Genomic DNA, 21,495 nt, shown 5'->3' with positions numbered 1-21,495 from the left:
CCGTGACTCTGCGACTGCATGACTCGAAGGCCCAGGCCCTCGTCGATTTCGTCCCCCTCCGCGCGAACGAGGTCGGGATGTACGTCTGCGGACCCACCGTGCAGTCCTCGCCCCACATCGGGCACCTCCGCTCGGCGCTCGTCTACGACCAGCTGCGCCGCTGGCTGCACTACCGCGGCTTCCGGGTCACCCTGGTCCGCAACGTCACCGACATCGACGACAAGATCCTCGCGATCGCCGAGGAGGCGCGCCGGGCCGCACCCGCCGGCGCCGCGTCCGAGCAGTGGTGGGCGCTGGCGTATCGGGTCGAGCTCGAGTTCACGGCCGCGTACGCCGCGCTCGGCATCCTCGCCCCGACGTACGAACCGCGGGCGACGGCGAGCATCACCGAGATGATCGACCTGGTGCAGCGCCTCGTCGAGCTCGGCCACGCGTACCCCGCGCCCGACGATTCCGGCGACGTCTACTTCGACACCCGGTCGTGGCCCGACTACGGCTCGCTCACCCATCAGCGCCTCGAGAGCATGGAGGCGGCGACCGACGCCGACCCGCGCGGCAAGCGCGACCCGCACGATTTCGCCCTCTGGAAGGGGTTCAAGCCCGACGAGCCCGAGTCGGCCTCCTGGGCGTCCCCCTGGGGCCGCGGGCGCCCGGGCTGGCACATCGAGTGCTCGGCGATGTCGACCAAGTACCTCGGCACGCAGTTCGACATCCACGGAGGCGGCCTCGACCTGCGCTTCCCGCACCACGAGAACGAGCTGGCCCAGTCGAGTGCGGCCGGTCACGCCTTCGCGAGCTACTGGCTGCACAACGGCCTCGTCTCGGTGACGGGTCAGAAGATGAGCAAGTCGCTCGGCAACTCCGTGTTCGCCTCCGAGCTCCTCGACTCCGCACGCCCGCTCGTCGTGCGCTACTACCTCGGCTCCGCGCACTACCGCTCGACCCTCGAGTTCCACGACGGGGCGCTCGAGGAGGCGGAGGCGGCGCTCGAGCGCATCGAGGGCTTCCTCGACCGCTCGCGCCGCCGCCTCGACGGCACCCGATTCGCCACTCTCGGCGACCCGGTCGTCCCGGAGGCGTTCGCCGAGGCGATGGATGACGACCTCTCCGTCCCGCAGGCCGTCGGCGTCCTGCACGAGACGGTCAGGGCCGGCAACGCGGCCCTCGACGCCGAAGACCTCGGGACGGTGTCGTCGCTGCGCACGCAGGTGCTCGCGATGGCGTCCGTCCTCGGCATCGATCCGGAGGCGCCCGAGTGGGCGCGCTCCGACGACGAGCCGACCTACCGGGCGTTGAGCGTCCTGGTCGACCGGCTGGTCGCCGACCGTCAGACCGCGCGGGAGCAGCGCGACTGGGCGGCCGCCGACCGCATCCGAACCGATCTCGCCGCGGCGGGAATCACGATCGAAGACACCCAGACGGGTGCACATTGGAGTCTCGATGGCGAATAAGGACAACCGCCCCGGCGCGGTCAGGAAGAAGAGCAGAGGCAAGGCGGTCGGATCCGGTGGCCAGGGCCGCCAGGCGCTCGAGGGCAAGAAGCCGACCCCGAAGGCCGAGGACCGTCCGTACCACCCCGCCGGCAAGGCCAAGGCGGCGCGCGAGCGCTTCGTCGCGGCCGGTGGCAAGGGTCGCCCGGGCAGTGCTCTGTCGGCCGCCGCACGCGGTCAGGGCCGCGCACCCGGTCCTCGCAAGCCCAAGAGCGGCGACGAGTCCGAGATGGTGACGGGCCGCAACTCCGTCCTCGAGGCGCTGCGGGCGAAGATCCCCGCGACGACGCTCTACCTCGCCACCCGCATCGAGATGGACGACCGGGTCAAGGAGGCGATGAAGCTCGCCACCGCGCGCGGCCTCCCGGTGCTCGAGGTGATGCGCCCCGAGCTCGATCGTCTCGCCGGCCCCGACTCCGTCCACCAGGGTCTCGTGCTCAAGGTGCCGCCGTACGAGTACGCCCACCCGTCCGATCTGCTCGAGCGCAGTGTCTCCCGGGGGGATGTGCCGCTGTTCGTCGCACTCGACGGCATCACCGACCCCCGCAATCTCGGCGCGATCATCCGCTCGGTCGCCGCGTTCGGCGGCCAGGGCGTCATCGTGCCCCAGCGCCGCTCGGTCGGGCTCAACTCGGCCGCCTGGAAGACGTCGGCCGGTGCCGCGGCACGCGTCCCCGTGGCGATGGCCGCGAACCTCACCCAGATGATCAAGGACTACAAGCGCGAGGGCGTCTTCGTGATCGGCCTCGACGGCGGCGGCGACGTGATGCTGCCGGGGCTCGAGCTCGCCGACCGTCCGCTCCTCGTGGTCGTCGGCAGCGAGGGCAAGGGCCTCTCCCGTCTCGTCACCGAGCAGTGCGACGCGATCGTCTCCATCCCGATCAGCTCGGCAGCGGAGTCGCTGAACGCCGGCATCGCCGCGTCGGTCGCGCTCTACGAGATCTCCAAGCTCCGCTCCACCTCGGAGTAGCGAGGGGTCCGGCACGGCGATCCGCGGCGTTGTCGTCGATCGCGATACCTCCGGTACCGCTTCCTCCTCCGCCTTGCAGCTCACCGCGAGGCGCCCGGTACGGCGGTCTGCGGCGTTGTCGTCGGGCACGATACCTCCGGTATCGCTTCCTCCTCCGCCTTGCAGCTCACCGCACCGGACGCCTCGCGGAACGGGCAGGCTCGAGAAGAAGAAAGGGCTCGTACGGATCTCGGATCCGCACGAGCCCTTCGGCGTTGTGAGGGTCAGACGTTCTTCGTCCAGTCGACGTCGGCGTCCTCGGCGGTGAGCTCGGCGTCGCCCGCCTCGTCGATGACGAGGTTCGGCAGCGTGAGCGACTCGGTCGGAGGCGCGATGATCGTGGCCTCGTCGCGGCGGTGACGGAGGATGTCGTTCACATAGGCGGTGACCGCCTCCGCCAGCGGCACGTCGCGCGCCTGCTGCTGCGACATGAACCAGCGGTGCTCGAGCAGCTGGTGGAACATCTCCGCCGGCTCCAGGCGCCCCTTCAGGTCTCGCGGGATCGAGCGGATGACCGGCTCGAAGACCTGCGCGAGCCACTCGTGCGCCACCATCTCCTCGTCGAGACCCTGCTTGTCGTAGGTCGCCGTGTACGAGTCGAGGTCGTTGAGGAGCCGGCGCGCCTGGTTCTCCTGCGCGTCCAGCCCGGTCAGGCGGAGCAGACGGCGCTGGTGGTGACCGGCGTCGACGACCTTCGGCTGGATCCGCACCGTGGAGCCCGCCTCGTCGGTCTTGATCGCCAGCTCCTCGATGTCGAAGCCGAGGTCGTTGAGCCGGTTCACCCGGTCGTTGATGCGCCAGCGCTCCGAGGTCGCGAACGACTCGACTCCGGTCAGCTCCTTCCAGAGGCTGCGATACGCGGCGACGATGCCGTCCGACACGGTGATCGGATCGAGATCGTCGTCGACACGGCCGCCGGCCTCGAGGTCGAGCAGCTCGCCGGCGATGTTGACGCGGGCGATCTCGAGGTCGTTCTCGCGCTGGCCGTTCGAGAGGCCGCCCGTGTAGAGCTGACCCGTCTCGGCATCGACCAGGTAGGCCGCGAAGGCGCCGGCGTCGCGCCGGAACAGGGTGTTCGAGAGCGAGACGTCGCCCCAGAAGAAGCCGATGACGTGCAGTCGCACGAGCAGCAGCGCCAGTGCGTCGACCAGGCGGGTCGCGGTGTCGGGCCGCAGGGTCTGCGAGAACAGGGCGCGGTAGGGGAGCGAGAACTTGAGGTGCCGGGTGACGAGGACGGCGGGCAGCTCGCCTCCCTCGTCGTCGCTGCGGTTGGTGATGACCGCGCCGGGCACGACGCACGGGACATCGAGGCGCTGGAGGGTCTTGAGCATCTCGTACTCGCGCCGCGCCATCTCCGCGGTCGTCTCCTTCACGGCGACGACGTGTCCGGAGAGGTGGGCGAAGCGGACGGTGTGCCGCGAGATGCCCTTGGGCAGTGCGGCGATGTACTCGTCGGGCCAGTCGTTCAGGCGGAGAGCCCACGGCAGATCGAGGAGGGCCGGATCGACGGTGGCCGAGGTGATGTTCAGAGAGCCGGACATGCTGCGCCGTTCGTGTGGTGGTGCGGACGGTGGGGTGACCCAACGAACGCTGCCGCCGTCCCGGAGGAGACAGCGGCAGCGTTCGTGGAGCGACGCGAGGTCAGGAGAGGCGCAGGCCCGACTCGCCGTCGAAGATGTGCACGCGGTGGTTCGCGGTCACGTAGACGCGGTCGCCCGCGGTCGGGTGCACGCGGCCGTCGACGCGCGCGACGATGTCGGTGCGGCGACCCTCGACCTCGGTGTGGCCGTAGAGGTAGCCGTCCGAGCCGAGCTCCTCGATGAGGTCGACCTCGATCGGCAGGCCGCCGGGCTGGGTCGAGACGGTGACGTCCTCGGGGCGCACGCCGAGCGTGACGACCTTCTGGGTGGTCTTCGCGAGCGCCTCGCGGGCGATCGGGAGGACGGTGTCGCCGAACTTCACTCCGCCGTCGGTGACGTCGGCGTGGAACAGGTTCATCGCGGGCGAGCCGATGAAGCCGGCCACGAAGACGTTGTTCGGGTTCTCGTAGAGGTCGCGCGGGGTGCCGACCTGCTGGAGCAGTCCGTCCTTGAGGACCGCGATGCGGTCGCCCATGGTGAGCGCCTCGGTCTGGTCGTGGGTGACGTAGACCGTGGTGATGCCCAGACGACGCTGGAGGGTGCCGATCTGGGTGCGCGTCGAGACGCGGAGCTTGGCGTCGAGGTTCGACAGCGGCTCGTCCATCAGGAAGACCTGGGGCTTGCGGACGATGGCGCGGCCCATCGCGACGCGCTGACGCTGACCACCCGAGAGGGCCTTGGGCTTGCGGTTCAGGTAGGGCTCGAGGTCGAGCATCTTCGCGGCCTCGAGGACGCGGGAGGCGCGCTCGTCCTTGTTGACGCCGGCGATCTTGAGCGCGAAGCCCATGTTCTCGGCGACCGACATGTGCGGGTAGAGCGCGTAGTTCTGGAACACCATCGCGATGTCGCGGTCCTTCGGCGGAACGTCCGTGACGTTGCGGTCGCCGATGAGGATGCGGCCCTCGTTGACCTCTTCGAGGCCGGCGAGCATGCGCAGGGAGGTGGACTTGCCGCAGCCGGAGGGGCCGACGAGGACGAGGAACTCGCCGTCACCGACCTCGAGGTTGAGCTTGTCGACGGAGGCACGCGTGGCCCCGGGGTAGACGCGGGACGCGTGGTCGAAAGTTACGGACGCCATTGTTCTTGCTCCTTCACCGGCAGGTACGTGCCGGACGATCCGAGTGAATGGAAGATGGCCATCGCCGCCTGGACGACAGTGACCAACCGCCACACTATGCCATGGACCGGGGTCACGGCACCGCCGGGTCGAACCCGCCACCGCCTCGCCGGTCGGCCGGCATCGGCCGTATCCGTCGTTTGGAGGATTCCCAGGGCTCGCGCGTAGGATTCCGGCGTGTCGCTGCCCGAGCGACCGTCTTCCCCTCTCACTCGGAGTGTCCTTGTCATGACCAACGGCGGAGCGAACGACCGTCTCTCGAAGAACCAGCGTCGAGAGGCCGCCAGGGAGAAGGCCCGGCGACTCCGCGAGCAGCAGAAGCGCCGCGACCGCGTGAGCCGCATCGCCCTGCAGGGCGGCCTGGCCGTCGTGGTCATCGCGATCGTCGCCGTGGTGGTCTTCGCGGTCACCTCGAGCATCCGCCCCGCCGGCCCCGGCCCCGCCAACATGGCCAGTGACGGCATCGTGATCGGCGAGGGCATGACGGCGCAGACCACCGCCGCGATCCCCGCGGACGGCACCCCGAGCCCGAGCGCGCTCGACACGTCGAGCGGCACCGTCGACATCCGCGTCTACCTCGACTACCTCTGCCCCTACTGCGGCCAGTTCGAGACCACGAACGGCGAGCAGATCGAGGAGTGGGTCGAGAGCGGCGCCGCGACCGTCGAGATCCACCCGATCGCCATCCTGACCACCCGCTCCAACGGCACCAAGTACTCGGAGCGCTCCGCGAACGCCGCGGCCTGCGTCGCCGACACCGCGCCCGACTCGTTCTTCGACTTCAACGCCCTGCTCTTCGCCAACCAGCCCGAGGAGGGGACCGACGGCCTCTCGGACGACCAGCTCAAGGAGTACGTCGCCGAGGCGGGCGTCGAGGACACCGCCGCGATCGACAGCTGCATCGACGACCAGTCGTTCGTGAGCTGGGTGCGCGCCGCCACCGAGCGTGCGACCGCCGGACCGCTGCCCGGCACCGAGGTCGAGGCCGTCTCGGGCACGCCGACCGTGCTCGTGAACGGCGAGGCCTACTCCGGCTCGCTGACCGACCCCGACGCTTTCAGCTCGTTCGTCCTCTCGGCCGCCGCCGACTCGTACTCGTCGGCCACGCCGACCCCCACCCCCAGCAGCTGACCGCCGCCAGGTGAGACGCGAACGGCCCGCTCGTGGTGAGCGGGCCGTTCGCGTGTGGGCGTATTGAGACCCACCGGCGTCAGTAGATGGGGCTTCTGCCCTGTCCTTCTGACGGAGGTGGATCTCGATACGCCCGCTGCGCGGGCTACTCGATCAGCGAGGGAGGGGCCGAACCGTCTCCTGGGAGAAACGCTGACTCAGGAGGGATCGCGCAAGCCCGCCGGTCGAGTAGCCGCCGACGGCGGCGTATCGAGACCCGTCGCCCTGCGAGGACCGATCCCTTCCTCACCCTGCGCTGGCGTCGAAGGCGCCCGTGCGGCGCTGGAGCCGACGACGGGACTTGAACCCGTAACCGCCCGATTACAAGTCGGGTGCGCTACCAATTGCGCCACGTCGGCAGGTGCGTCGCCGCGCCTCCGATCACCTTATCGCGGGCGTCGGAGCCCGATCGGCTCCGGCCCGCGGGGCGGGTCAGGGCTCGAGGATGCTGAGGTGCCGCGACGCCGGAGAGGGCCGCTTGGGCCCGCCGATCTTGCCGTCGGGCCGCCCCACGTAGAGCCAGCCGAGCAGCTCCTCGCCCTTCTCGAGCCGGTGCGCCTTGCGGACCTGCTTGGCGCGCGTGTACGACCCGGTGCGCCAGAAGACGCCCCAGCCCGCCTCGTCGAGCAGCAGGCTCAGGATGTGCGCGACACCGGAGGCGACCGCCTCCTGCTCCCATGCGGGCACCGACGACTTCTTGACGCTGACCACGACGGCGAGCAGGAGGGAGGCGCGGTGCGTCTTCTCGATGTACTTGCGCGGGTCCTTCTTCGACCCGGAGGCGGCCGCGAAGCTGCGGCCGATCCGATCGCGCGCGGCACCGCGGATCTCGATGACGCGCCACGGGCGGAGCGAGCTGTGATCGGCCAGGCGGGAGGCCGCCGAGACGAACGCGGCGATCTCCTCGTGCCCTGGCGCCTCGGCCGTGACCTTCGAGCGCGAGCGGCGCGCGAGGACGGCCTCGAGAACGGGTGCCGACGCCATCGTCACTCGCTCTCGGCCTGGAAGTCCAGCGCGAGCGAGTTCATGCAGTAGCGGTCACCGGTCGGCGTGCCGAAGCCGTCGGGGAAGACGTGCCCCAGGTGCGATCCGCAGCTGGCGCAGCGGACCTCGGTGCGGACCATGCCGAGAGTGCTGTCCTCGATGAGCTGGACCGCCTCGGGGTTCACGGACTCGTAGAAGCTCGGCCAGCCGCAGCCGGAGTCGAACTTGGTGCCGCTCTTGAACAGCTCGGCGTGACAGGCGGCACAGGTGTAGAGGCCGGAGCGGTGCTCGTCGAGCAGCTCGCCGGTCCACGGACGCTCGGTGGCGGCTTCGCGCAGGACGGCGTACTTCTCGCGGTCGAGCTCCTCGCGCCACTCGGCATCGGTCTTGTTCACGGAATACGACATGGGTCTCCCTAGGATTCCTCGTCAGTTTACGGGGGGAGGGTGCTCCCCTTCCTCTCTCGTAAACTCCGACCCGTGCAGGCGAATTCCGTGATCTCGAAGGCGTGGAGCGAACTCTCGACCGAGGAGGTCTACGCCGTGGCGCGCCTGCGGACGGACGTCTTCCTCCGGGAGCAGCGGGTCGACGACGACGAGCTCGACGGGCGCGATCTCGAGCCGACCGCACGGCACTGGTGGATCGCCGACCGGCTCGGCACCGCCGCCTACCTGCGGACGCTCCACGACGAGGAGGCGGAGCACGCCGACGCCCACCGCGTCATCGGGCGGGTGGTCACCCGCGCCGACCGACGGGGGGAGGGACTGGCGCACAGCCTGGTGCAGGCGGCTGTGGCCCGGTACGGCGGCGAGGCGATGCTGCTGCACGCGCAGGTCCAGGTCAGAGGGCTGTACGAGCGCTCCGGGTTCGTCGCTTTCGGGCCCGAGTACGACGAGGCGGGCATCGCCCACGTCAGCATGTACCGGAGCGCCTCCCGGCCTCCCCGCTGAGGTCTGCCTACCCTGGACCGGTGAGCGGGACGACGGGTACGGACAGCAGGCAGGGCGCGGCCCTGCCGGACCGCGATCGTCGCGTGCTCGAGTTCGAGCGCGAGTGGACCGCCCGCACGGGCGGCAAGGACGACGCGATCCGCTCGCAGTTCGGTCTTTCGGTCGCCCGCTACTATCAGGTGCTCGGCGCGGTCCTCGCCTCTCCGGCGGCCCTCGCCCACGACCCGATGCTCGTCACGCGGCTGCAGCGCATCCGCGAGGGACGCGCCGGTGCCCGCGCGGCGCGACGACTCGGGAGAACCGAGTAGACCCGCTGCTCGCGACCATTGCAACGGAAGGCCGGCCGTCACACCGATGTCGAACACGCACCAGAAGGACCGCTTCGACGAGATCCCGGCCACCGAGGGTCGCGTGGGCGCGCACCGCTGCCCGCCTGCGCCGCACGCCAGGGCGATCGCCGTGGCCTGGGCGGCTCTGGCCACCGGAGTCATCGTGCTGCTGGGCTTCATCGGACTCCTCGTCATCGACAACCGCGTCGAGTTCGACGACGTGTTCACGGCGCCCACCGGGATCGCCGAGTCGACCGCGACCCCGACCGTCGAGCCGACGGTCGATCCCGCTCTGACCGTCGCCGTGCTGAACGGCACTCCGACCGCCGGCCTCGCCGCGAGCGCGGGCCAGGTGCTGACCGCCGCGGGCTGGAACGTCCCGACGGTCACCAACGCGAGCACCGAGGACGAGGCCGCGACGACCATCTACTACGCGGATCCGGCCCAGGAGGGTGCGGCGCTCGGCCTCGCGGCCTCCCTCGGCTCCGGGACGATCGTCCAGACGCAGGACTTCGTCGAGACGGCGAACCTGGTCGTCGTGCTCGGGGCCGACTACATCGCCGAGTGACACGGCCGCCGGGGCCCGGAGGCACCGTTCTCGCGCGCCGGAATCGGTCTTCTGTTTCCGTCACGTTTAATCCATGTTGAATCCCGGACAACTCTTTCCGAGACGCCCGTATCGCCCCTTTCGGGCCTGAATCGCTCCATTAGTATTCCCAACTAGGCACCTGCGCATCGCACGTGTCGCGGGCAGCACAGCACTGGGGAGTGGAAATGGCGAACGGAACCGTCAAGTGGTTCAACGCTGAGAAGGGCTACGGCTTCATCACGGTCGACGGCGGCGGGCAGGACGTCTTCGTCCACTACTCCGCGATCGACATGTCCGGGTACAAGGTCCTCGAAGAGGGTCAGCACGTGGCGTTCGAGGTCGGCAGCGGATCCAAGGGTCCGCAGGCGGAATCGGTGCGCGTGGTCTGAGCCGCTCGTCGTTCAAGCAGCCGTCGTCCGCTCTGCGGACGACGGCTGCTGTCGTTGCGACCGGTGTCGGGAGCCGTCGTCCGCCTCGCGCGGACGGCGGCTCCTGTCGTTGCGCCGGGCGTCGGGGTCACTTGCACTCGTCACCCGCGAGTGCCAGAATCGCTCTTGGCACTCGCTCCGGTTGAGTGCCAATCACGAATTTTCCTGACGTCCGGGAGGGACGAGAAACACACATGGCCAAGATCATTGCTTTTGACGAAGAAGCCCGCCGCGGCCTCGAGCGTGGACTCAACACTCTGGCCGACGCGGTCAAGGTGACCCTCGGCCCGCGTGGCCGCAACGTCGTGCTCGAGAAGAAGTGGGGCGCCCCCACCATCACGAACGACGGCGTCTCGATCGCCAAGGAGATCGAGCTCGACGAGCCGTACGAGAAGATCGGCGCCGAGCTCGTCAAGGAGGTCGCCAAGAAGACCGACGACGTCGCCGGCGACGGAACCACCACCGCCACCGTCCTCGCTCAGGCGCTCGTCCGCGAGGGCCTGCGCAACGTCGCGGCCGGTGCCGACCCGATCAGCCTCAAGAAGGGCATCGAGAAGGCCGTCAAGGCCGTCACCGCCGAGCTCGTCGCGGGCGCCAAGGCGATCGAGACCAAGGAGGAGATCGCGGCCACGGCCTCCATCTCCGCCGCGGACCCCGAGATCGGCGCGATCATCGCCGAGGCCATCGACAAGGTCGGCAAGGAGGGTGTCGTCACCGTCGAGGAGTCGAACACCTTCGGCACCGAGCTCGAGCTCACCGAGGGCATGCGCTTCGACAAGGGCTACCTGTCGCAGTACTTCGTGACCGACCCCGACCGCCAGGAGGCGGTGTTCGAGGACCCCTACATCCTCATCGTCAACTCCAAGGTCTCGAACATCAAGGACCTCCTCCCCGTCGTCGACAAGGTGATCCAGGCGGGCAAGCAGCTGCTGATCATCGCCGAGGACGTCGACGGCGAGGCGCTGGCGACCCTGGTCGTCAACAAGATCCGCGGCATCTTCAAGTCGGTCGCCGTCAAGGCCCCGGGCTTCGGCGACCGTCGCAAGGCCCAGCTCCAGGACATCGCGATCCTGACCGGCGGCCAGGTCATCTCCGAGGAGGTCGGCCTCAAGCTCGAGAACGTCACCCTCGACCTGCTCGGCTCGGCCCGCAAGGTCGTCATCACCAAGGACGAGACCACGATCGTCGAGGGTGCCGGCGACGCCGAGGCCATCGCCGGTCGCGTCGCGCAGATCCGCGGCGAGATCGAGAACACCGACAGCGACTACGACCGCGAGAAGCTCCAGGAGCGCCTCGCGAAGCTCGCCGGTGGTGTCGCGGTCATCAAGGCCGGAGCCGCGACCGAGGTCGAGCTCAAGGAGCGCAAGCACCGCATCGAGGACGCCGTTCGCAACGCGAAGGCCGCCGTCGAGGAGGGCATCGTCGCCGGTGGTGGCGTCGCCCTCATCCAGGCCGGCAAGATCGCCTTCGAGAAGCTCGAGCTGGTCGGAGACGAGGCGACCGGAGCGAACATCGTCAAGGTCGCCATCGACGCCCCGCTCAAGCAGATCGCTCTGAACGCGGGCCTCGAGCCGGGCGTCGTCGCCGCCAAGGTCCGCGAGCTGCCCACCGGACACGGCCTCAACGCCGCGACCGGCGAGTACGTCGACCTCATCGCCGCCGGCATCATCGACCCGGTCAAGGTCACGCGCTCCGCTCTGCAGAACGCCGCCTCGATCGCCGGTCTGTTCCTCACCACCGAGGCCGTCGTCGCCGACAAGCCGGAGAAGAACCAGCCCGTCGGTGGCGGAGACCCCACGGGTGGCATGGACTTCTAGTCCGACCCGTTCCACGCAGAAGGCGGTTCCCCTCCGGGGGAGCCGCCTTCGGCGTTTCCAAGGGCTGTGCCTCCGGAGCCCGGCACCCCGACGAGCGCGGCTCCCGATTCGAGTTCCCGCGCCTTTCCCGAGGGTCGCAGGAGGAGGCGCCGGCGAGCGGCGCTCCTCCTGCGAGGGCTGATCAGTAGGCGAAGAGGCGTGCGTTCGCCTGCTCGGTGTCGGCGTACTGCTGCCCGGCCGTGCCGAGCGCCACGGTGATCGAGGCGAGCCCCTCGTTCACCTGGCTCTGCGTGGTCCGCCAGATGCCGACGATCCCCTGGAACGCTGTCGCGGCCTGGCCGGTCCACGACGACTCGAGGCTCATCAGGTGACCGAGGAGGCCGTCGACCTCGGCCTGGATGCGCTCGCTGTAGCCGTGGGCGGTGCCGGTCATGGACGTGATCGCGTCGGCGTCGGCCTGGTAGTGGGTCATCGGAGGGTCCTCTCGCTGTGCTCTGCTGCGCGCCGGTCGGCGCGTGCGAGAAACCTAGAGCGGACGGTGCCTGCTCTGCGGCCGCTCAGACCGAAGCTGGGGAGGACTCGCCGTTCGGGCCGATGGTGAGGAGAGGCAGCGCGACACGGAAGGTGGCTCCGCCGCCGGGCGTCTCGACGACATCGACGCGGCCCTTGTGGGCGCTGACGATCGAGGCGACGATCGCGAGGCCCAGGCCGCTGCCTCCGGTCTCGCGGGTGCGCGAGGTGTCGGCGCGCCAGAAGCGCTGGAAGATCTTCTCGCGGATCTGCGGGGGGATGCCCTCGCCGTGGTCGATGACCTCGAGCAGGGCCAACCGGCGCGAGCGGTCGACCGCGACGCCGATCTCGATCGGGGTGTCCTCGGGGGTGTAGCGGACCGCGTTCCCGATGAGGTTGGTGAGGACCTGGCGGATCTTGTTCTCCTCGGCCATGACCATCGCGGGCACGCCCGGCTCCTCAGGAGCGGCGGCGGCGGCGCCCGCGGCGATGTCCTCTGCTGCGAGGCGGCGCGGACGTCGGCGGAAGCGGGCCAGCCGGGCGCCGGCCGCGGCGATCGGGCCGGTCAGGCCGGGGGAGGCGATCTCCATCGTCTGCGTCGAGGAGGCGTCGATCTCCTCCGTCTCGAGAGCGGGGGTCTCGAGCGGCGTGTCGTCGCGGGTCTCGACGCCGAAGTCGCGGTCGGGCCAGGAGGCCATCGCGTCCATCGCGGCGTCGCGTGCCAGCGGCATCAGGTCGACCGGAGCGAGGGCCAGCGGCTTGGTCTCGTCGAGCCGCGCCAGCTCGAGGAGGTCCTCGACCAGGCCGCCCATGCGGATGGCCTCCTTCTCGATCCGCTCCATGGCCTGGCCGACGGCCTCGGGCGTCTGGAGTGCGCCCATCCGGTACAGCTCGGCGTAGCCGCGGACAGAGACCAGGGGAGTGCGCAGCTCGTGGCTGGCGTCGCCGACGAAGCGGCGCATCTGGTCGATGGTGCGCGCCCGGTCGCGGAAAGCGGTGTCGATGCGGGTGAGCATCGCGTTGAGGGAGCGGTTCAGCCGGCCGACCTCGGTGTTGGGCGTCGTGCCGTCGAGTCGCTGGCTGAAGTCGCCGTCGGCGATGGCGGCGGCGGTCCGCTCGACCTCGCGCAACGGAGCGAAGGTGGTCGTGACGAGCAGACGGGTGAGCATCGCGCCGATGACGACGATCGCGACTCCGAAGCCGAGGAAGATCGTCAGGTACAGCGTCATGATGACGTCGACGCTGCGGGTCGAGGTGGCCAGGAGCAGGGTCGCGACCTGGTTCCCCTTCGAGAACGTCGTGGCGACGACGAGGTACTCGGCGCGCCCGTTCACGCTCTCGAGCGGATGCGCGTCCTCCTTCTCGGCCCACGCGAGCGCCTGCTCGATGGTGAACGTCTGGGGGAAGTCGGGGGAGCTCGTGGAGCCGGCGGTCGTGTTGCTGAGCCGGCCGGACGCGTCGTACACCGCTCCCTCGTACGCGGCGTCCGAGTCGTTGATCTGGGCCTCCCCGTCGGTGCTCAGGGTCGTCGCGATCTCCTGGGCCTTCTGCTCGAGGGAGTCGTTGAGCTGAGCGATCAGCTGGGGCTTGAGCATCGTCATCGTGCCGATGCCGGAGACGAGCAGGCCCAGCGTCAGCAGCAGGACCGTGACGGCGGTGATCTTCGTGCGCAACGAGATGGAGTTCCACCGCTCGGCCAGACCCTGGTGCATGGCGGTGGAACTCCCTCGAGATCAAGCGGGCGGCGGCTCCTCCGCGGAGGGCGCCACCGCGCCGGAGGTCAGACCTTCGCGACCTTCAGCATGTATCCGAATCCTCGCTTGGTCTGGATGAGCGATTCCTCCGAATGCGTGTCGAGCTTACGTCGGAGGTAGGAGATGTAGGACTCGACGATGCCCGCATCGCCGTTGAAGTCGTACTCCCAGACGTGGTCGAGGATCTGCGCCTTGCTGAGCACCCGGTTGGGGTTGAGCATCAGGTAGCGCAGCAGCTTGAACTCGGTCGGGCTGAGCTCGACCGGGTCGTCGCCGACGAGGACCTCGTGGGTGTCCTGGTCCATGGTGAGCTCGCCCGCGCGGATGACCGCGTCCTCCTCGGCGTGCATCGTGCGGCGGAGGATCGCCTTGATGCGCGCGACGATCTCGTCGAGGCTGAAGGGCTTGGTGACGTAGTCGTCGCCGCCCACGGTGAGACCGGTGATCTTGTCCTCGGTGTCGTCCTTCGCCGTGAGGAAGAGGATCGGAGAGGTGTAGCCCGCGGAGCGCAGGCGCTTCGTGACGCCGAAGCCGTTCATGTCGGGCAGCATCACGTCGAGGATGATGAGGTCCGGCTCCTCCTCGAGGACTGCGGAGATCGCCTGAGCACCGTTGCCGACCGCTCGCACGGCGAAGCCGGCGAAGCGGAGGCTCGTGGTGAGCAGGTCGCGGATGTTGGGCTCGTCGTCGACGATGAGAATGCGGGGTCCGTCCATGGACGACAGTATCTGCGCGTCAGCTGTACGGAGTCTGGGAGTCTTTCGTCCGGCGTCTCGGTGCCGGCCCTGACCCTCCCGTGAGGCGGCGGGTCAGGAGGCGCGCCGCCGACGGACGCCGGCGATCAGCATCCCGATCATCATCAGGAAGGCGATCGGGAGGCCGACCAGAGGCAGGGCGAAGACGAACTGCCAGAGCGGACCGCTGTACTCGCGGACGCCGAGAACCGGCGCGATCAGGATGGCGAGGAACGCGAGGACGGTCACGACGATGATCGCGATGAACATGTAGGCGAGGGTGCGTTCGACGCGTCCGATGCCCGCGGGCTCCTGTGGCTTCACCCGTCAAGGATAGGGCGGCGCGCAGTCGTCTAAACTGATGGCTGCTTCATTTCAGGAGGGGTTCTGCATGCCTACCGGCAAGGTCAAGTTCTACGACGAGGAGAAGGGCTTCGGCTTCATCAGCACTGATGACGGCCAGGAGGTCTTCCTGCACGCTTCCGCGCTGCCCTCGGGGACCGCGGTCAAGGCCGGCACCCGCCTCGAGTTCGGCATCGCCGATGGCAAGCGCGGCGCGCAGGCGCTCTCGGCGCGCGTCCTCGACGCGCCGCCCAGCATGGTCAAGCTCAATCGCAAGTCGGCCGACGACATGTCGGTGATCGTCGAGGACACGGTCAAGCTCCTCGACGGGATCGGCACGGGCCTCAAGCGTGGCCGGTACCCCGACAAGGCGCACGGCAAGACGATCGCGGCGCTGCTGCGCCGAGTGGCGGACGAGCTGGATGCCTGACGCCGACGAGACGACCGACGAGTCCGTCGCGTGGTCGGACGACCAGACGCTGACGTTCTCGGGCGACGGGCAGGGCGCCGTGCGCGGCTCCGCCCCGGCCGAGACGCCGGACGCCTCGACCGCCCCCGACGCGGAGCCCGCTCTCGCTGATGACGCGGCCGAGCAGGTCGCGTCCGCGCCCGCGGAGCCCGAGCGGGTCTACGAGGCCGACCCGGTGCTCGCGGCCTCGGAGGAGCGTGCCAGGGCCGCTCTCGCCGAGATCACGCCGCCCGAGACGATCGGCGCGCTCGTCGCGACGCTCGCGCAGGGCGAGCACGTCATCTCCCTCCAGTTCGCGAACCTCATGCGCGGGTACCCGGGCTGGCTGTGGACCGCGACGCTCTCGCGGATCGACGAGAGCGAGGACGTGAACGTCCTCGAGGTCGAGCTGCTCCCGGGGGAGGGCGCGGTGCTCGCTCCCGACTGGGTGCCGTGGTCGGTCCGCCTGGCCGACTACCACGCCGCTCAGGACTCGGTGGAGGGCGACGACGCCTTCGACGGGTCGGACGACGACGACGAGATGGACGACGAGGAGTCGGACGAGTCCGACGACGGCGACGAGCTCGTCGATGACGAGTTCGACGAGACCGCCGTGCTCGATGCAGACGCGGAGCAGGACGACTCCGACGACGACGACTCCGACGACGATGACGACGAGGACGACGACGACGACGACGAGGACGACCTCGACCGTCTCTGACGGTCCGTCGCGACGTCCGGGAGCCTCTCGATGATCGACTCCGACACCCTCGTCACCTACCCCGACCGGGCGACGAGCGGGACGAGTGCGGTCGTGCACGTCGAGGAGCTGGGCGACGGGCGCTGGGGCGTCGTCCTCGCCGAGACCCCTGCGCATCCCGTCGACCCCACCTGGCCCGATCAGGGTCCCGATCGCGGGGTGCTCGTGGTCGACGGAGTCCGGCACGAGATCCTCGACTGCCGCATCGGCGCGTGGCAGGACGGGACGCTCCACGCGGGTGATCGCCTGCCGGCGCGCCTCGGCACCCCGGGCTGGAGCTTCGTCGTCGTCCACGTGCTCCGCGATCCGGTGGCGGTCGGTGCCCGGGTCGCCGTCGAGGTCGACGTCGTGCACCGCGAGGAGCTCTCGCGGGGTCACACCGCCTGCCACCTCGCCTCGCTCGCGCTGAACGCGGCCGTGGCCGGCCTGTGGAGCAAGGACACCCGACCCGACTCCCTCGGGAACCCCGACTTCGATCAGGCGGCGATCCAGAGCTCGGTCATCCGCTCCTCCGGGTCGACCGACGTCTACCGGCTCGGCAGATCTCTCCGGCGCAGCGGCTTCGACGCCGCGCGCCTGCGCGACGAGCTCCCCGCCGTCACCGAGCGGATCGACGCGCAGCTCGGTGAGTGGATCCGCGCCGATGCCGAGGTGCGCATCGATCGCGACGACTCCCGGCTGAGCACGCGCCGGAGCTGGCGCTGCCACCTGACGCCCGACGGGGACGCCGCCGTCTCCTGCGGCGGCACGCACGTGTCCCGGCTCCGGGACCTCGGGCGGGTGAGCGTCGCCCTCACGCTCGAGGACGACGGGACCGCCCTGCGGATGGAGACCGACGTCTCCCTCTGATCAGCGGCGGTTGCGGCTGTAGAACAGGCCGATCGTGCCGAGCACGAATCCGATCACGGTCGTCGAGAGCACGATCGGCGGCACGGCGGTGCCGACCGCGACCGCGATCAGCACGCCGACGAGTGCGAGCACCCACGCGATGCAGCCGACCAGCAGCGCCGTCGCGTCGTCGCTCGGGTAGGGCGGCGGGCTCGGACGGCGCTCCTCCGGTCGCAGCCACAGGCGCATGCGCTCGACGCCTCAGTCGGCCAGGCGCTCGACGACGTAGTCGATGCAGGCGAGGAGCGAGCGGACGTCGTCGGGCTCGATCGCGACGAAGGTCGCCACCCGGAGCTGGTTGCGGCCGAGCTTGCGGTACGGCTCGGTGTCGACGATGCCGTTGGCCCGCAGGATCTTCGCGATCAGCGCCGCGTCGATGGAGGCGTCGAAGTCGACGGTCGCCACGACCTGCGAGCGGTGCTCGGCGACCTCGACGAACGGAGTCGCGATCGACGAGGCCTCGGCCCAGTCGTAGATCGCGCCGGAGGACTCCGCCGTGCGCGCCGACGCCCACGGCAGCCCGCCGTTCGCGTTCATCCACTCGAGCTGCGACTCCATCAGGAGGAGAGTGGAGAGGGCGGGAGTGTTCAGCGTCTGGTTAAGGCGCGAGTTGTCGACGGCGTTCTTGAGGCTCAGGAACTCGGGGATGTAGCGGCCGCTCGCCGCGATCCGCTCCACGCGCTCGATGGCGGCCGGAGAGAAGAGGCCGAACCAGAGCCCGCCGTCCGAGGCGAAGTTCTTCTGCGGCGCGAAGTAGTAGACATCGGTCTCGGCGGCGTCGAAGGCGATTCCGCCGGCGGCGCTGGTCGCGTCGATCACGGTGAGCGCTCCGTCGTCACCGTGGACGCGGCGGACCGGGGCCATGACGCCGGTGGACGTCTCGTTGTGCGGCCAGGCGTAGACGTCGACTCCCTCGACGATCTCGATCTCGCTGCGCGAGCCTCCAGCGGCTGAGACGACGTGCGGCGGCTCGAGGAAGGGGGCGGCGGCGGCCTTGGCGAACTTCTGGCCGAACTCGCCGAACGTGAGGTTCTCGGCGCGGCGCTCGATGAGCGAGAAGGCGGCGGCATCCCAGAACGCCGTCGACCCTCCGTTGCCGAGGAGCACCTCGTAGCCGTCGGGCAGGCTGAACAGCGCCGCCAGGTTCTCGCGGACACGGCCCACGAGGTCCTTCACCGGGGCCTGCCGGTGAGAGGTCCCGAGCAGGTGCGCGCCCTGGGTCGCGAGGTGCGCGAGCTGGTCGTGCCGCACCTTGGACGGGCCGCAGCCGAATCGTCCGTCGTGGGGGAGGAGCTCGCGAGGAATGGTGACGTCCGGCATGCGTTAATACTAGGGTTCCCGGCTCGCCCCGCCTTCGAGTCACGAAGGCCGGAGCGCTGTGCCCCCTCGCGGATGAGGTGTCACGGCGCCCACTAAGGTTGAGCGCGCCGAGACGGGAAGGCTGTCATGACGGATCTGATCGACACGACCGAGATGTACCTCCGCACCATCCTCGAGCTGGAGGAGGAGAACATCATCCCCCTCCGCGCGAGGATCTCCGAGCGCCTCAGCCACTCCGGCCCCACCGTCTCGCAGACCGTCGGCCGCATGGAGCGCGACGGCCTCGTCGTCGTCTCGGGCGACCGCCACCTCGAGCTCACGACCGACGGACGCCGCAAGGCGATCCACGTGATGCGCAAGCACCGCCTGGCCGAGCGGCTCCTCCACGACGTGATCAAGCTCGACTGGGAGTTCGTCCACGAGGAGGCATGCCGCTGGGAGCATGTGATGAGCGAGCAGGTCGAGCGCCGCCTCCTCGAGATGCTCGACCACCCGACGGAGTCGCCCTACGGCAACCCGATCCCCGGGCTCGACGAGCTCGGCGACTCGCCCGCGTCGCGCTTCGCCGACGGCGTCATCAGCCTGCCGCGCTTCGTCGCGGGATCGGCCGAGCCGAAGCGGGGCATCGTGCGCCGACTCGGCGAGCCGGCCCAGGTCGACCCGGAGCTTCTCCTGCAGCTCAAGCAGGCGGGCGTCGTGCCCGGCGCGGAGGGCGAGTTCTCGGCGCTGAGCGGCTACGTGCTGGTGCGCATCGACGACGCGGAGGCGGGCATCGAGCTGCCGAACGAGGTCGCGGCGCACATCTTCGTCGTGGTCTGAGCGAAGGGTTGGCCGCTCCTGGCCCGCTGGTCGAGCAGGTCGCGTAGCGGCCGTATCGAGATCCGACAGCGTCAGAGGGCGCGGTCTGAAGACCAGTCTCTTGAAGCTGGTGGGTCTCGATACGCCCCTGCGGGGCTCCTCGACCAGCATGAGAGTGCACCGGGCGTGACCTAGCAGCAGGGGATGGCGCCGGGCGCGGTTCGCGAAGCTGCGGGCTCGACCGGCAGGGGATGGTGTCGGGCACGATTCCCAGGGCCGAGGGCGCGACCAGCAGGGGATGCGCGGGACGCGCATACGGTGCTGGGTGAACACCGCTGCTACCGCACGGGCGGGGTGGCGCGCATCATCCGGACGGAGATCGTCGGTATCGAATGGTGACAAATCGGTAACGGTCGCTTACGCTCTGGGGAGCCCACCGGCCGGACCTCGGTCGACGGGCGCGATGTCCGACGCCCCCTCGCCCGTCTCGGACCTCGTGAACTTCGATGCTTCGCGCATAAGACGGGACAGCTGCCTGGGCTGACGGGACGTCGGAGGTCCTTCCCCTTGCCCCAGAACACCTCACCCGGTTCGCCCGACCGGTTCCGCTCCACCCACCCGAACCGCAACGCCGCCTCGTTCGAGAACCAGCCGCCCGTCGTCCGGGCCCGGATCCACGAGGAGGCGCCCGTCGCCCGGCGTGCGGTCCCCGCGGCCCCCTCCCGCCAGGCCGACGTCACCGACTTCGTCCCCTCTCCGCTCGGCACCCCGCGCAAGCGTCGCGGCCGGAAGCTCGGCAAGATCGCGATCGTCGGCTTCGCCGGCGCGCTCGTGGCGACGATGGCGCTGCCCGCGTACGCCTTCTCGCCCGGAACCGAGGACGACGGGCTGTTCGCCGCCTCGAAGGCCGACCTTCTGCGACAGGGTGACGCCCAGAGCGTCGACGTCGCCGGCAGCGTCGTGCTGGCCGCGATCGCGCGCGACGGCTTCTCGGCCGAGGCCGCGCCTCCGCCCCCCGAGCCGGAGCCCGTGGTCGAGCCGGTCGCCGACACGACCGACGTCGCCGAGGCCCGCGCCGAGACGGCCGAGGAGTTCAACTCATACGACGGCGACTCCGCCGCCGAGATCGCGGAGTCGGCGCCGACCACCGGCTACAGCCTCTCGGCGGTCTTCAACACCGCCCTGCAGTACCAGGGCGTCCCGTACGTCTTCGGCGGAGCCGACCCGAGCGGTTTCGACTGCTCGGGGTTCGTGATGTACGTCTTCGCGCAGTACGGCATCTCGATGCCGCACTCGTCGACCGCCCAGGGCGCCATGGGCACCCCGGTCTCGCTCGCCGACGCGCAGCCCGGCGACCTCGTCATCATGGACGGTCACGACGGCTTCTACGCGGGCAACGGCAACATCCTGCACGCGCCCTACGAGGGGGCGAGCGTGCGGGTGCAGCCCATCTGGACGTCGGACTACAGCATCGTCCGCATCCCCGGCTGATCCTCCGCCGCCGCTCCTCGAGCCCGTCCCGCACGCCGGGGCGGGCTCGACGCGTCTCCGGGGCCGCCTCCCGGTGTGAACTGCGGGTAACGAATCCTCGGAAACCTCTGGCGTTCGCGGCGTGAAGGGTTAATGTGAACCACAGTCCGCTCGTGGCGAGCGGACCGGTTCGTCGAGGGACGGAGTGCCGGATGGCCGAGCGGAGCGAGCACCACTGCGTGGGGCTGCACAGCGTGGATTCGCGTGGGCGCGTGCGGCGGACCGACTCGATCCGGGCGGGGATCCTCTCCGCCGCGGTCCACTCGGCCGACACGCGGATACGACACCACGACGTCACGCGCCTGCGCGCTGTGGACTCGAAGGGCGCTGTCATGACGACGGCGCCCTTTTTCGCGTCCGCGGCGGGGGAGCGCGGCCGAGTGCGACAGCCCGGAGGTCAGTGATGCGCACTTTGGTTCTCAACGCCGGATACGAGCCGCTCGCGGTCGTGTCGTTCAAGCGGGCGCTCGTCCTGCTGATGACCGAGAAGGCGACGATCATCGCGGCCGACGACGAGAATCCGGTGCACGGGGCGACCGGCGACTACGTGCGACCCTCCGTGATCCTGCTGACGCGCTACGTGCGGATCCCGAACTCGCGGACGGTGCCGGTCTCGCGGCGCGGGGTGCTGCGCCGCGACAACCACCGCTGCGGGTACTGCGGATCGCACGCGAACACGATCGACCACATCCAGCCGAAGTCGCGCGGCGGCCGGGACACCTGGGAGAACCTGGTCGCCTGCTGCCACCGCTGCAACAACGTCAAGAGCAACCGCACCCCGCTCGAGATGGGCTGGCGTCTGCGCACGGTGCCGCGGGTGCCGCGCGCCGGCTCCTGGCTCGTGCGCGGCGCGGAGCGCACGCAGCCCGAGTGGGACGACTACCTCGT

Annotated in this window: 24 protein-coding genes and 1 tRNA gene; 14 read left to right on the top strand and 11 right to left on the bottom strand. The window is 69.9% G+C overall.

Translation table 11 applies throughout. The features are described from left to right. Positions 1-2: 2 nt before the first annotated feature. On the top strand, positions 3-1,451 hold the full coding sequence (gene cysS, locus GRS92_RS00125) for a cysteine--tRNA ligase (protein WP_159852189.1): 1,449 nt from the start codon (positions 3-5) through the stop codon (positions 1,449-1,451). Beyond that, entirely contained in the window at positions 1,441-2,460 is a 1,020-nt protein-coding gene (gene rlmB, locus GRS92_RS00120; protein WP_159852187.1) for a 23S rRNA (guanosine(2251)-2'-O)-methyltransferase RlmB, read from the top strand. The genes cysS and rlmB overlap by 11 nt, the downstream gene beginning before the upstream one ends. A 263-nt stretch (positions 2,461-2,723) precedes the next feature. Here rlmB and GRS92_RS00115 read toward each other — a convergent pair whose 3' ends face one another. Continuing rightward, the gene (locus tag GRS92_RS00115; protein WP_159852185.1) at positions 2,724-4,040 is read right to left on the bottom strand and encodes a DUF4032 domain-containing protein; all 1,317 of its coding nucleotides are present in this window, start codon (positions 4,038-4,040) and stop codon (positions 2,724-2,726) included. A gap of 100 nt (positions 4,041-4,140) precedes the next feature. After that, complete coding sequence (locus GRS92_RS00110) at positions 4,141-5,217, bottom strand: ABC transporter ATP-binding protein (RefSeq protein ID WP_159852183.1); 1,077 nt, start codon at positions 5,215-5,217, stop codon at positions 4,141-4,143. Between the two features lie 267 nt (positions 5,218-5,484). Here GRS92_RS00110 and GRS92_RS00105 point away from each other — a divergent pair, with 267 nt between their 5' ends. Next, positions 5,485-6,387: a DsbA family protein gene (locus GRS92_RS00105; RefSeq protein WP_159852181.1), complete on the top strand. Its 903-nt coding sequence runs from the start codon at positions 5,485-5,487 to the stop codon at positions 6,385-6,387. A gap of 322 nt (positions 6,388-6,709) precedes the next feature. Here GRS92_RS00105 and GRS92_RS00100 read toward each other — a convergent pair. The 3 genes from GRS92_RS00100 to msrB form a co-directional block, all read right to left on the bottom strand. Further along, positions 6,710-6,785: transfer RNA gene (locus GRS92_RS00100), tRNA-Thr, on the bottom strand. A 73-nt stretch (positions 6,786-6,858) separates the two neighbouring features. After that, a complete protein-coding gene (locus GRS92_RS00095; protein WP_159852179.1) occupies positions 6,859-7,410 on the bottom strand; it encodes a nitroreductase family protein in 552 nt (183 codons plus the stop codon). Between the two features lie 2 nt (positions 7,411-7,412). Then, a complete protein-coding gene (gene msrB, locus GRS92_RS00090) occupies positions 7,413-7,817 on the bottom strand; it encodes a peptide-methionine (R)-S-oxide reductase MsrB (protein ID WP_056036949.1) in 405 nt (134 codons plus the stop codon). A gap of 72 nt (positions 7,818-7,889) precedes the next feature. On the opposite strand from msrB, the gene GRS92_RS00085 reads away from it, so the two are divergent. The 5 genes from GRS92_RS00085 (at position 7,890) to groL (ending at position 11,523) form a co-directional block, all read left to right on the top strand. Further along, a complete protein-coding gene (locus GRS92_RS00085) occupies positions 7,890-8,360 on the top strand; it encodes a GNAT family N-acetyltransferase (protein WP_235021727.1) in 471 nt (156 codons plus the stop codon). A 20-nt stretch (positions 8,361-8,380) separates the two neighbouring features. Continuing rightward, positions 8,381-8,668 (top strand): DUF3263 domain-containing protein, encoded by a 288-nt coding sequence (locus GRS92_RS00080; RefSeq protein ID WP_235021726.1) that lies wholly within the window; start codon positions 8,381-8,383, stop codon positions 8,666-8,668. A 46-nt stretch (positions 8,669-8,714) separates the two neighbouring features. Further along, positions 8,715-9,257, top strand: a complete 543-nt coding sequence (locus GRS92_RS00075; RefSeq protein ID WP_159852177.1) for a LytR C-terminal domain-containing protein — start codon at positions 8,715-8,717, stop codon at positions 9,255-9,257. Between the two features lie 206 nt (positions 9,258-9,463). Further along, positions 9,464-9,667 (top strand): cold-shock protein, encoded by a 204-nt coding sequence (locus GRS92_RS00070; protein WP_056036943.1) that lies wholly within the window; start codon positions 9,464-9,466, stop codon positions 9,665-9,667. Between the two features lie 233 nt (positions 9,668-9,900). After that, complete coding sequence (groL, locus tag GRS92_RS00065) at positions 9,901-11,523, top strand: chaperonin GroEL (RefSeq protein WP_159852175.1); 1,623 nt, start codon at positions 9,901-9,903, stop codon at positions 11,521-11,523. A 181-nt stretch (positions 11,524-11,704) separates the two neighbouring features. Here groL and GRS92_RS00060 read toward each other — a convergent pair whose 3' ends face one another. The 4 genes from GRS92_RS00060 to GRS92_RS00045 form a co-directional block, all read right to left on the bottom strand. After that, positions 11,705-11,995, bottom strand: coding sequence for a WXG100 family type VII secretion target (locus GRS92_RS00060; RefSeq protein WP_159852174.1), 291 nt, complete (start codon positions 11,993-11,995; stop codon positions 11,705-11,707). Positions 11,996-12,080: 85 nt separating this feature from the next. Beyond that, a complete protein-coding gene (locus GRS92_RS00055; protein WP_159852173.1) occupies positions 12,081-13,745 on the bottom strand; it encodes a sensor histidine kinase in 1,665 nt (554 codons plus the stop codon). A gap of 68 nt (positions 13,746-13,813) precedes the next feature. Then, the gene (locus GRS92_RS00050; RefSeq protein ID WP_056036932.1) at positions 13,814-14,503 is read right to left on the bottom strand and encodes a response regulator transcription factor; all 690 of its coding nucleotides are present in this window, start codon (positions 14,501-14,503) and stop codon (positions 13,814-13,816) included. Positions 14,504-14,596: 93 nt separating this feature from the next. After that, the gene (locus GRS92_RS00045) at positions 14,597-14,845 is read right to left on the bottom strand and encodes a hypothetical protein (protein ID WP_235021725.1); all 249 of its coding nucleotides are present in this window, start codon (positions 14,843-14,845) and stop codon (positions 14,597-14,599) included. Between the two features lie 67 nt (positions 14,846-14,912). On the opposite strand from GRS92_RS00045, the gene GRS92_RS00040 reads away from it, so the two are divergent. Genes GRS92_RS00040 through GRS92_RS00030 form a run of 3 tightly spaced genes read left to right on the top strand, consistent with a single transcriptional unit; the run spans position 14,913 to position 16,920 of the window. Then, positions 14,913-15,293, top strand: coding sequence for a cold-shock protein (locus tag GRS92_RS00040; RefSeq protein ID WP_056036929.1), 381 nt, complete (start codon positions 14,913-14,915; stop codon positions 15,291-15,293). After that, a complete protein-coding gene (locus GRS92_RS00035; RefSeq protein ID WP_159852172.1) occupies positions 15,286-16,032 on the top strand; it encodes a DUF3027 domain-containing protein in 747 nt (248 codons plus the stop codon). The genes GRS92_RS00040 and GRS92_RS00035 overlap by 8 nt, the downstream gene beginning before the upstream one ends. A 30-nt stretch (positions 16,033-16,062) precedes the next feature. After that, positions 16,063-16,920, top strand: a complete 858-nt coding sequence (locus tag GRS92_RS00030; RefSeq protein WP_159852171.1) for a metal-dependent hydrolase — start codon at positions 16,063-16,065, stop codon at positions 16,918-16,920. Here GRS92_RS00030 and GRS92_RS00025 read toward each other — a convergent pair whose 3' ends face one another. After that, a complete protein-coding gene (locus tag GRS92_RS00025) occupies positions 16,921-17,148 on the bottom strand; it encodes a DUF2530 domain-containing protein (RefSeq protein ID WP_159852170.1) in 228 nt (75 codons plus the stop codon). 12 nt (positions 17,149-17,160) lie between these two features. Beyond that, positions 17,161-18,279 (bottom strand): phosphoserine transaminase, encoded by a 1,119-nt coding sequence (gene serC / locus GRS92_RS00020; protein WP_159852169.1) that lies wholly within the window; start codon positions 18,277-18,279, stop codon positions 17,161-17,163. Between the two features lie 126 nt (positions 18,280-18,405). On the opposite strand from serC, the gene GRS92_RS00015 reads away from it, so the two are divergent. From GRS92_RS00015 to GRS92_RS00005, 3 genes are all read left to right on the top strand, one after another. Continuing rightward, the gene (locus GRS92_RS00015; RefSeq protein ID WP_159852168.1) at positions 18,406-19,098 is read left to right on the top strand and encodes a metal-dependent transcriptional regulator; all 693 of its coding nucleotides are present in this window, start codon (positions 18,406-18,408) and stop codon (positions 19,096-19,098) included. 546 nt (positions 19,099-19,644) lie between these two features. Then, positions 19,645-20,568: a C40 family peptidase gene (locus GRS92_RS00010; RefSeq protein ID WP_235021724.1), complete on the top strand. Its 924-nt coding sequence runs from the start codon at positions 19,645-19,647 to the stop codon at positions 20,566-20,568. Positions 20,569-21,010: 442 nt separating this feature from the next. Then, positions 21,011-21,495, top strand: a 485-nt coding sequence (locus GRS92_RS00005; protein WP_159852167.1) for an HNH endonuclease, incomplete at its 3' end; no start/stop codon positions are given.

The organism is Rathayibacter sp. VKM Ac-2754 (assembly GCF_009807095.1).
In the GTDB taxonomy this organism is placed as follows: Bacteria; Actinomycetota; Actinomycetes; order Actinomycetales; family Microbacteriaceae; genus Rathayibacter.
This window is presented reverse-complemented; position numbering and strand designations above follow the sequence as displayed.

What these genes read in the sequence shown, in the direction of transcription:
- rlmB (WP_159852187.1), top strand. Translation starts at nt 1,441, where the DNA reads ATGGCGAATAAGGACAACCGCCCCGGCGCGGTCAGGAAGAAGAGCAGA.
- GRS92_RS00115 (WP_159852185.1), bottom strand. Translation starts at nt 4,040, where the DNA reads ATGTCCGGCTCTCTGAACATCACCTCGGCCACCGTCGATCCGGCCCTC.
- GRS92_RS00110 (WP_159852183.1), bottom strand. Translation starts at nt 5,217, where the DNA reads ATGGCGTCCGTAACTTTCGACCACGCGTCCCGCGTCTACCCCGGGGCC.
- GRS92_RS00105 (WP_159852181.1), top strand. Translation starts at nt 5,485, where the DNA reads ATGACCAACGGCGGAGCGAACGACCGTCTCTCGAAGAACCAGCGTCGA.
- GRS92_RS00095 (WP_159852179.1), bottom strand. Translation starts at nt 7,410, where the DNA reads ATGGCGTCGGCACCCGTTCTCGAGGCCGTCCTCGCGCGCCGCTCGCGC.
- msrB (WP_056036949.1), bottom strand. Translation starts at nt 7,817, where the DNA reads ATGTCGTATTCCGTGAACAAGACCGATGCCGAGTGGCGCGAGGAGCTC.
- GRS92_RS00075 (WP_159852177.1), top strand. Translation starts at nt 8,715, where the DNA reads ATGTCGAACACGCACCAGAAGGACCGCTTCGACGAGATCCCGGCCACC.
- GRS92_RS00070 (WP_056036943.1), top strand. Translation starts at nt 9,464, where the DNA reads ATGGCGAACGGAACCGTCAAGTGGTTCAACGCTGAGAAGGGCTACGGC.
- groL (WP_159852175.1), top strand. Translation starts at nt 9,901, where the DNA reads ATGGCCAAGATCATTGCTTTTGACGAAGAAGCCCGCCGCGGCCTCGAG.
- GRS92_RS00060 (WP_159852174.1), bottom strand. Translation starts at nt 11,995, where the DNA reads ATGACCCACTACCAGGCCGACGCCGACGCGATCACGTCCATGACCGGC.
- GRS92_RS00055 (WP_159852173.1), bottom strand. Translation starts at nt 13,745, where the DNA reads ATGCACCAGGGTCTGGCCGAGCGGTGGAACTCCATCTCGTTGCGCACG.
- GRS92_RS00050 (WP_056036932.1), bottom strand. Translation starts at nt 14,503, where the DNA reads ATGGACGGACCCCGCATTCTCATCGTCGACGACGAGCCCAACATCCGC.
- GRS92_RS00040 (WP_056036929.1), top strand. Translation starts at nt 14,913, where the DNA reads ATGCCTACCGGCAAGGTCAAGTTCTACGACGAGGAGAAGGGCTTCGGC.
- GRS92_RS00035 (WP_159852172.1), top strand. Translation starts at nt 15,286, where the DNA reads ATGCCTGACGCCGACGAGACGACCGACGAGTCCGTCGCGTGGTCGGAC.
- GRS92_RS00030 (WP_159852171.1), top strand. Translation starts at nt 16,063, where the DNA reads ATGATCGACTCCGACACCCTCGTCACCTACCCCGACCGGGCGACGAGC.
- GRS92_RS00025 (WP_159852170.1), bottom strand. Translation starts at nt 17,148, where the DNA reads ATGCGCCTGTGGCTGCGACCGGAGGAGCGCCGTCCGAGCCCGCCGCCC.
- serC (WP_159852169.1), bottom strand. Translation starts at nt 18,279, where the DNA reads ATGCCGGACGTCACCATTCCTCGCGAGCTCCTCCCCCACGACGGACGA.
- GRS92_RS00015 (WP_159852168.1), top strand. Translation starts at nt 18,406, where the DNA reads ATGACGGATCTGATCGACACGACCGAGATGTACCTCCGCACCATCCTC.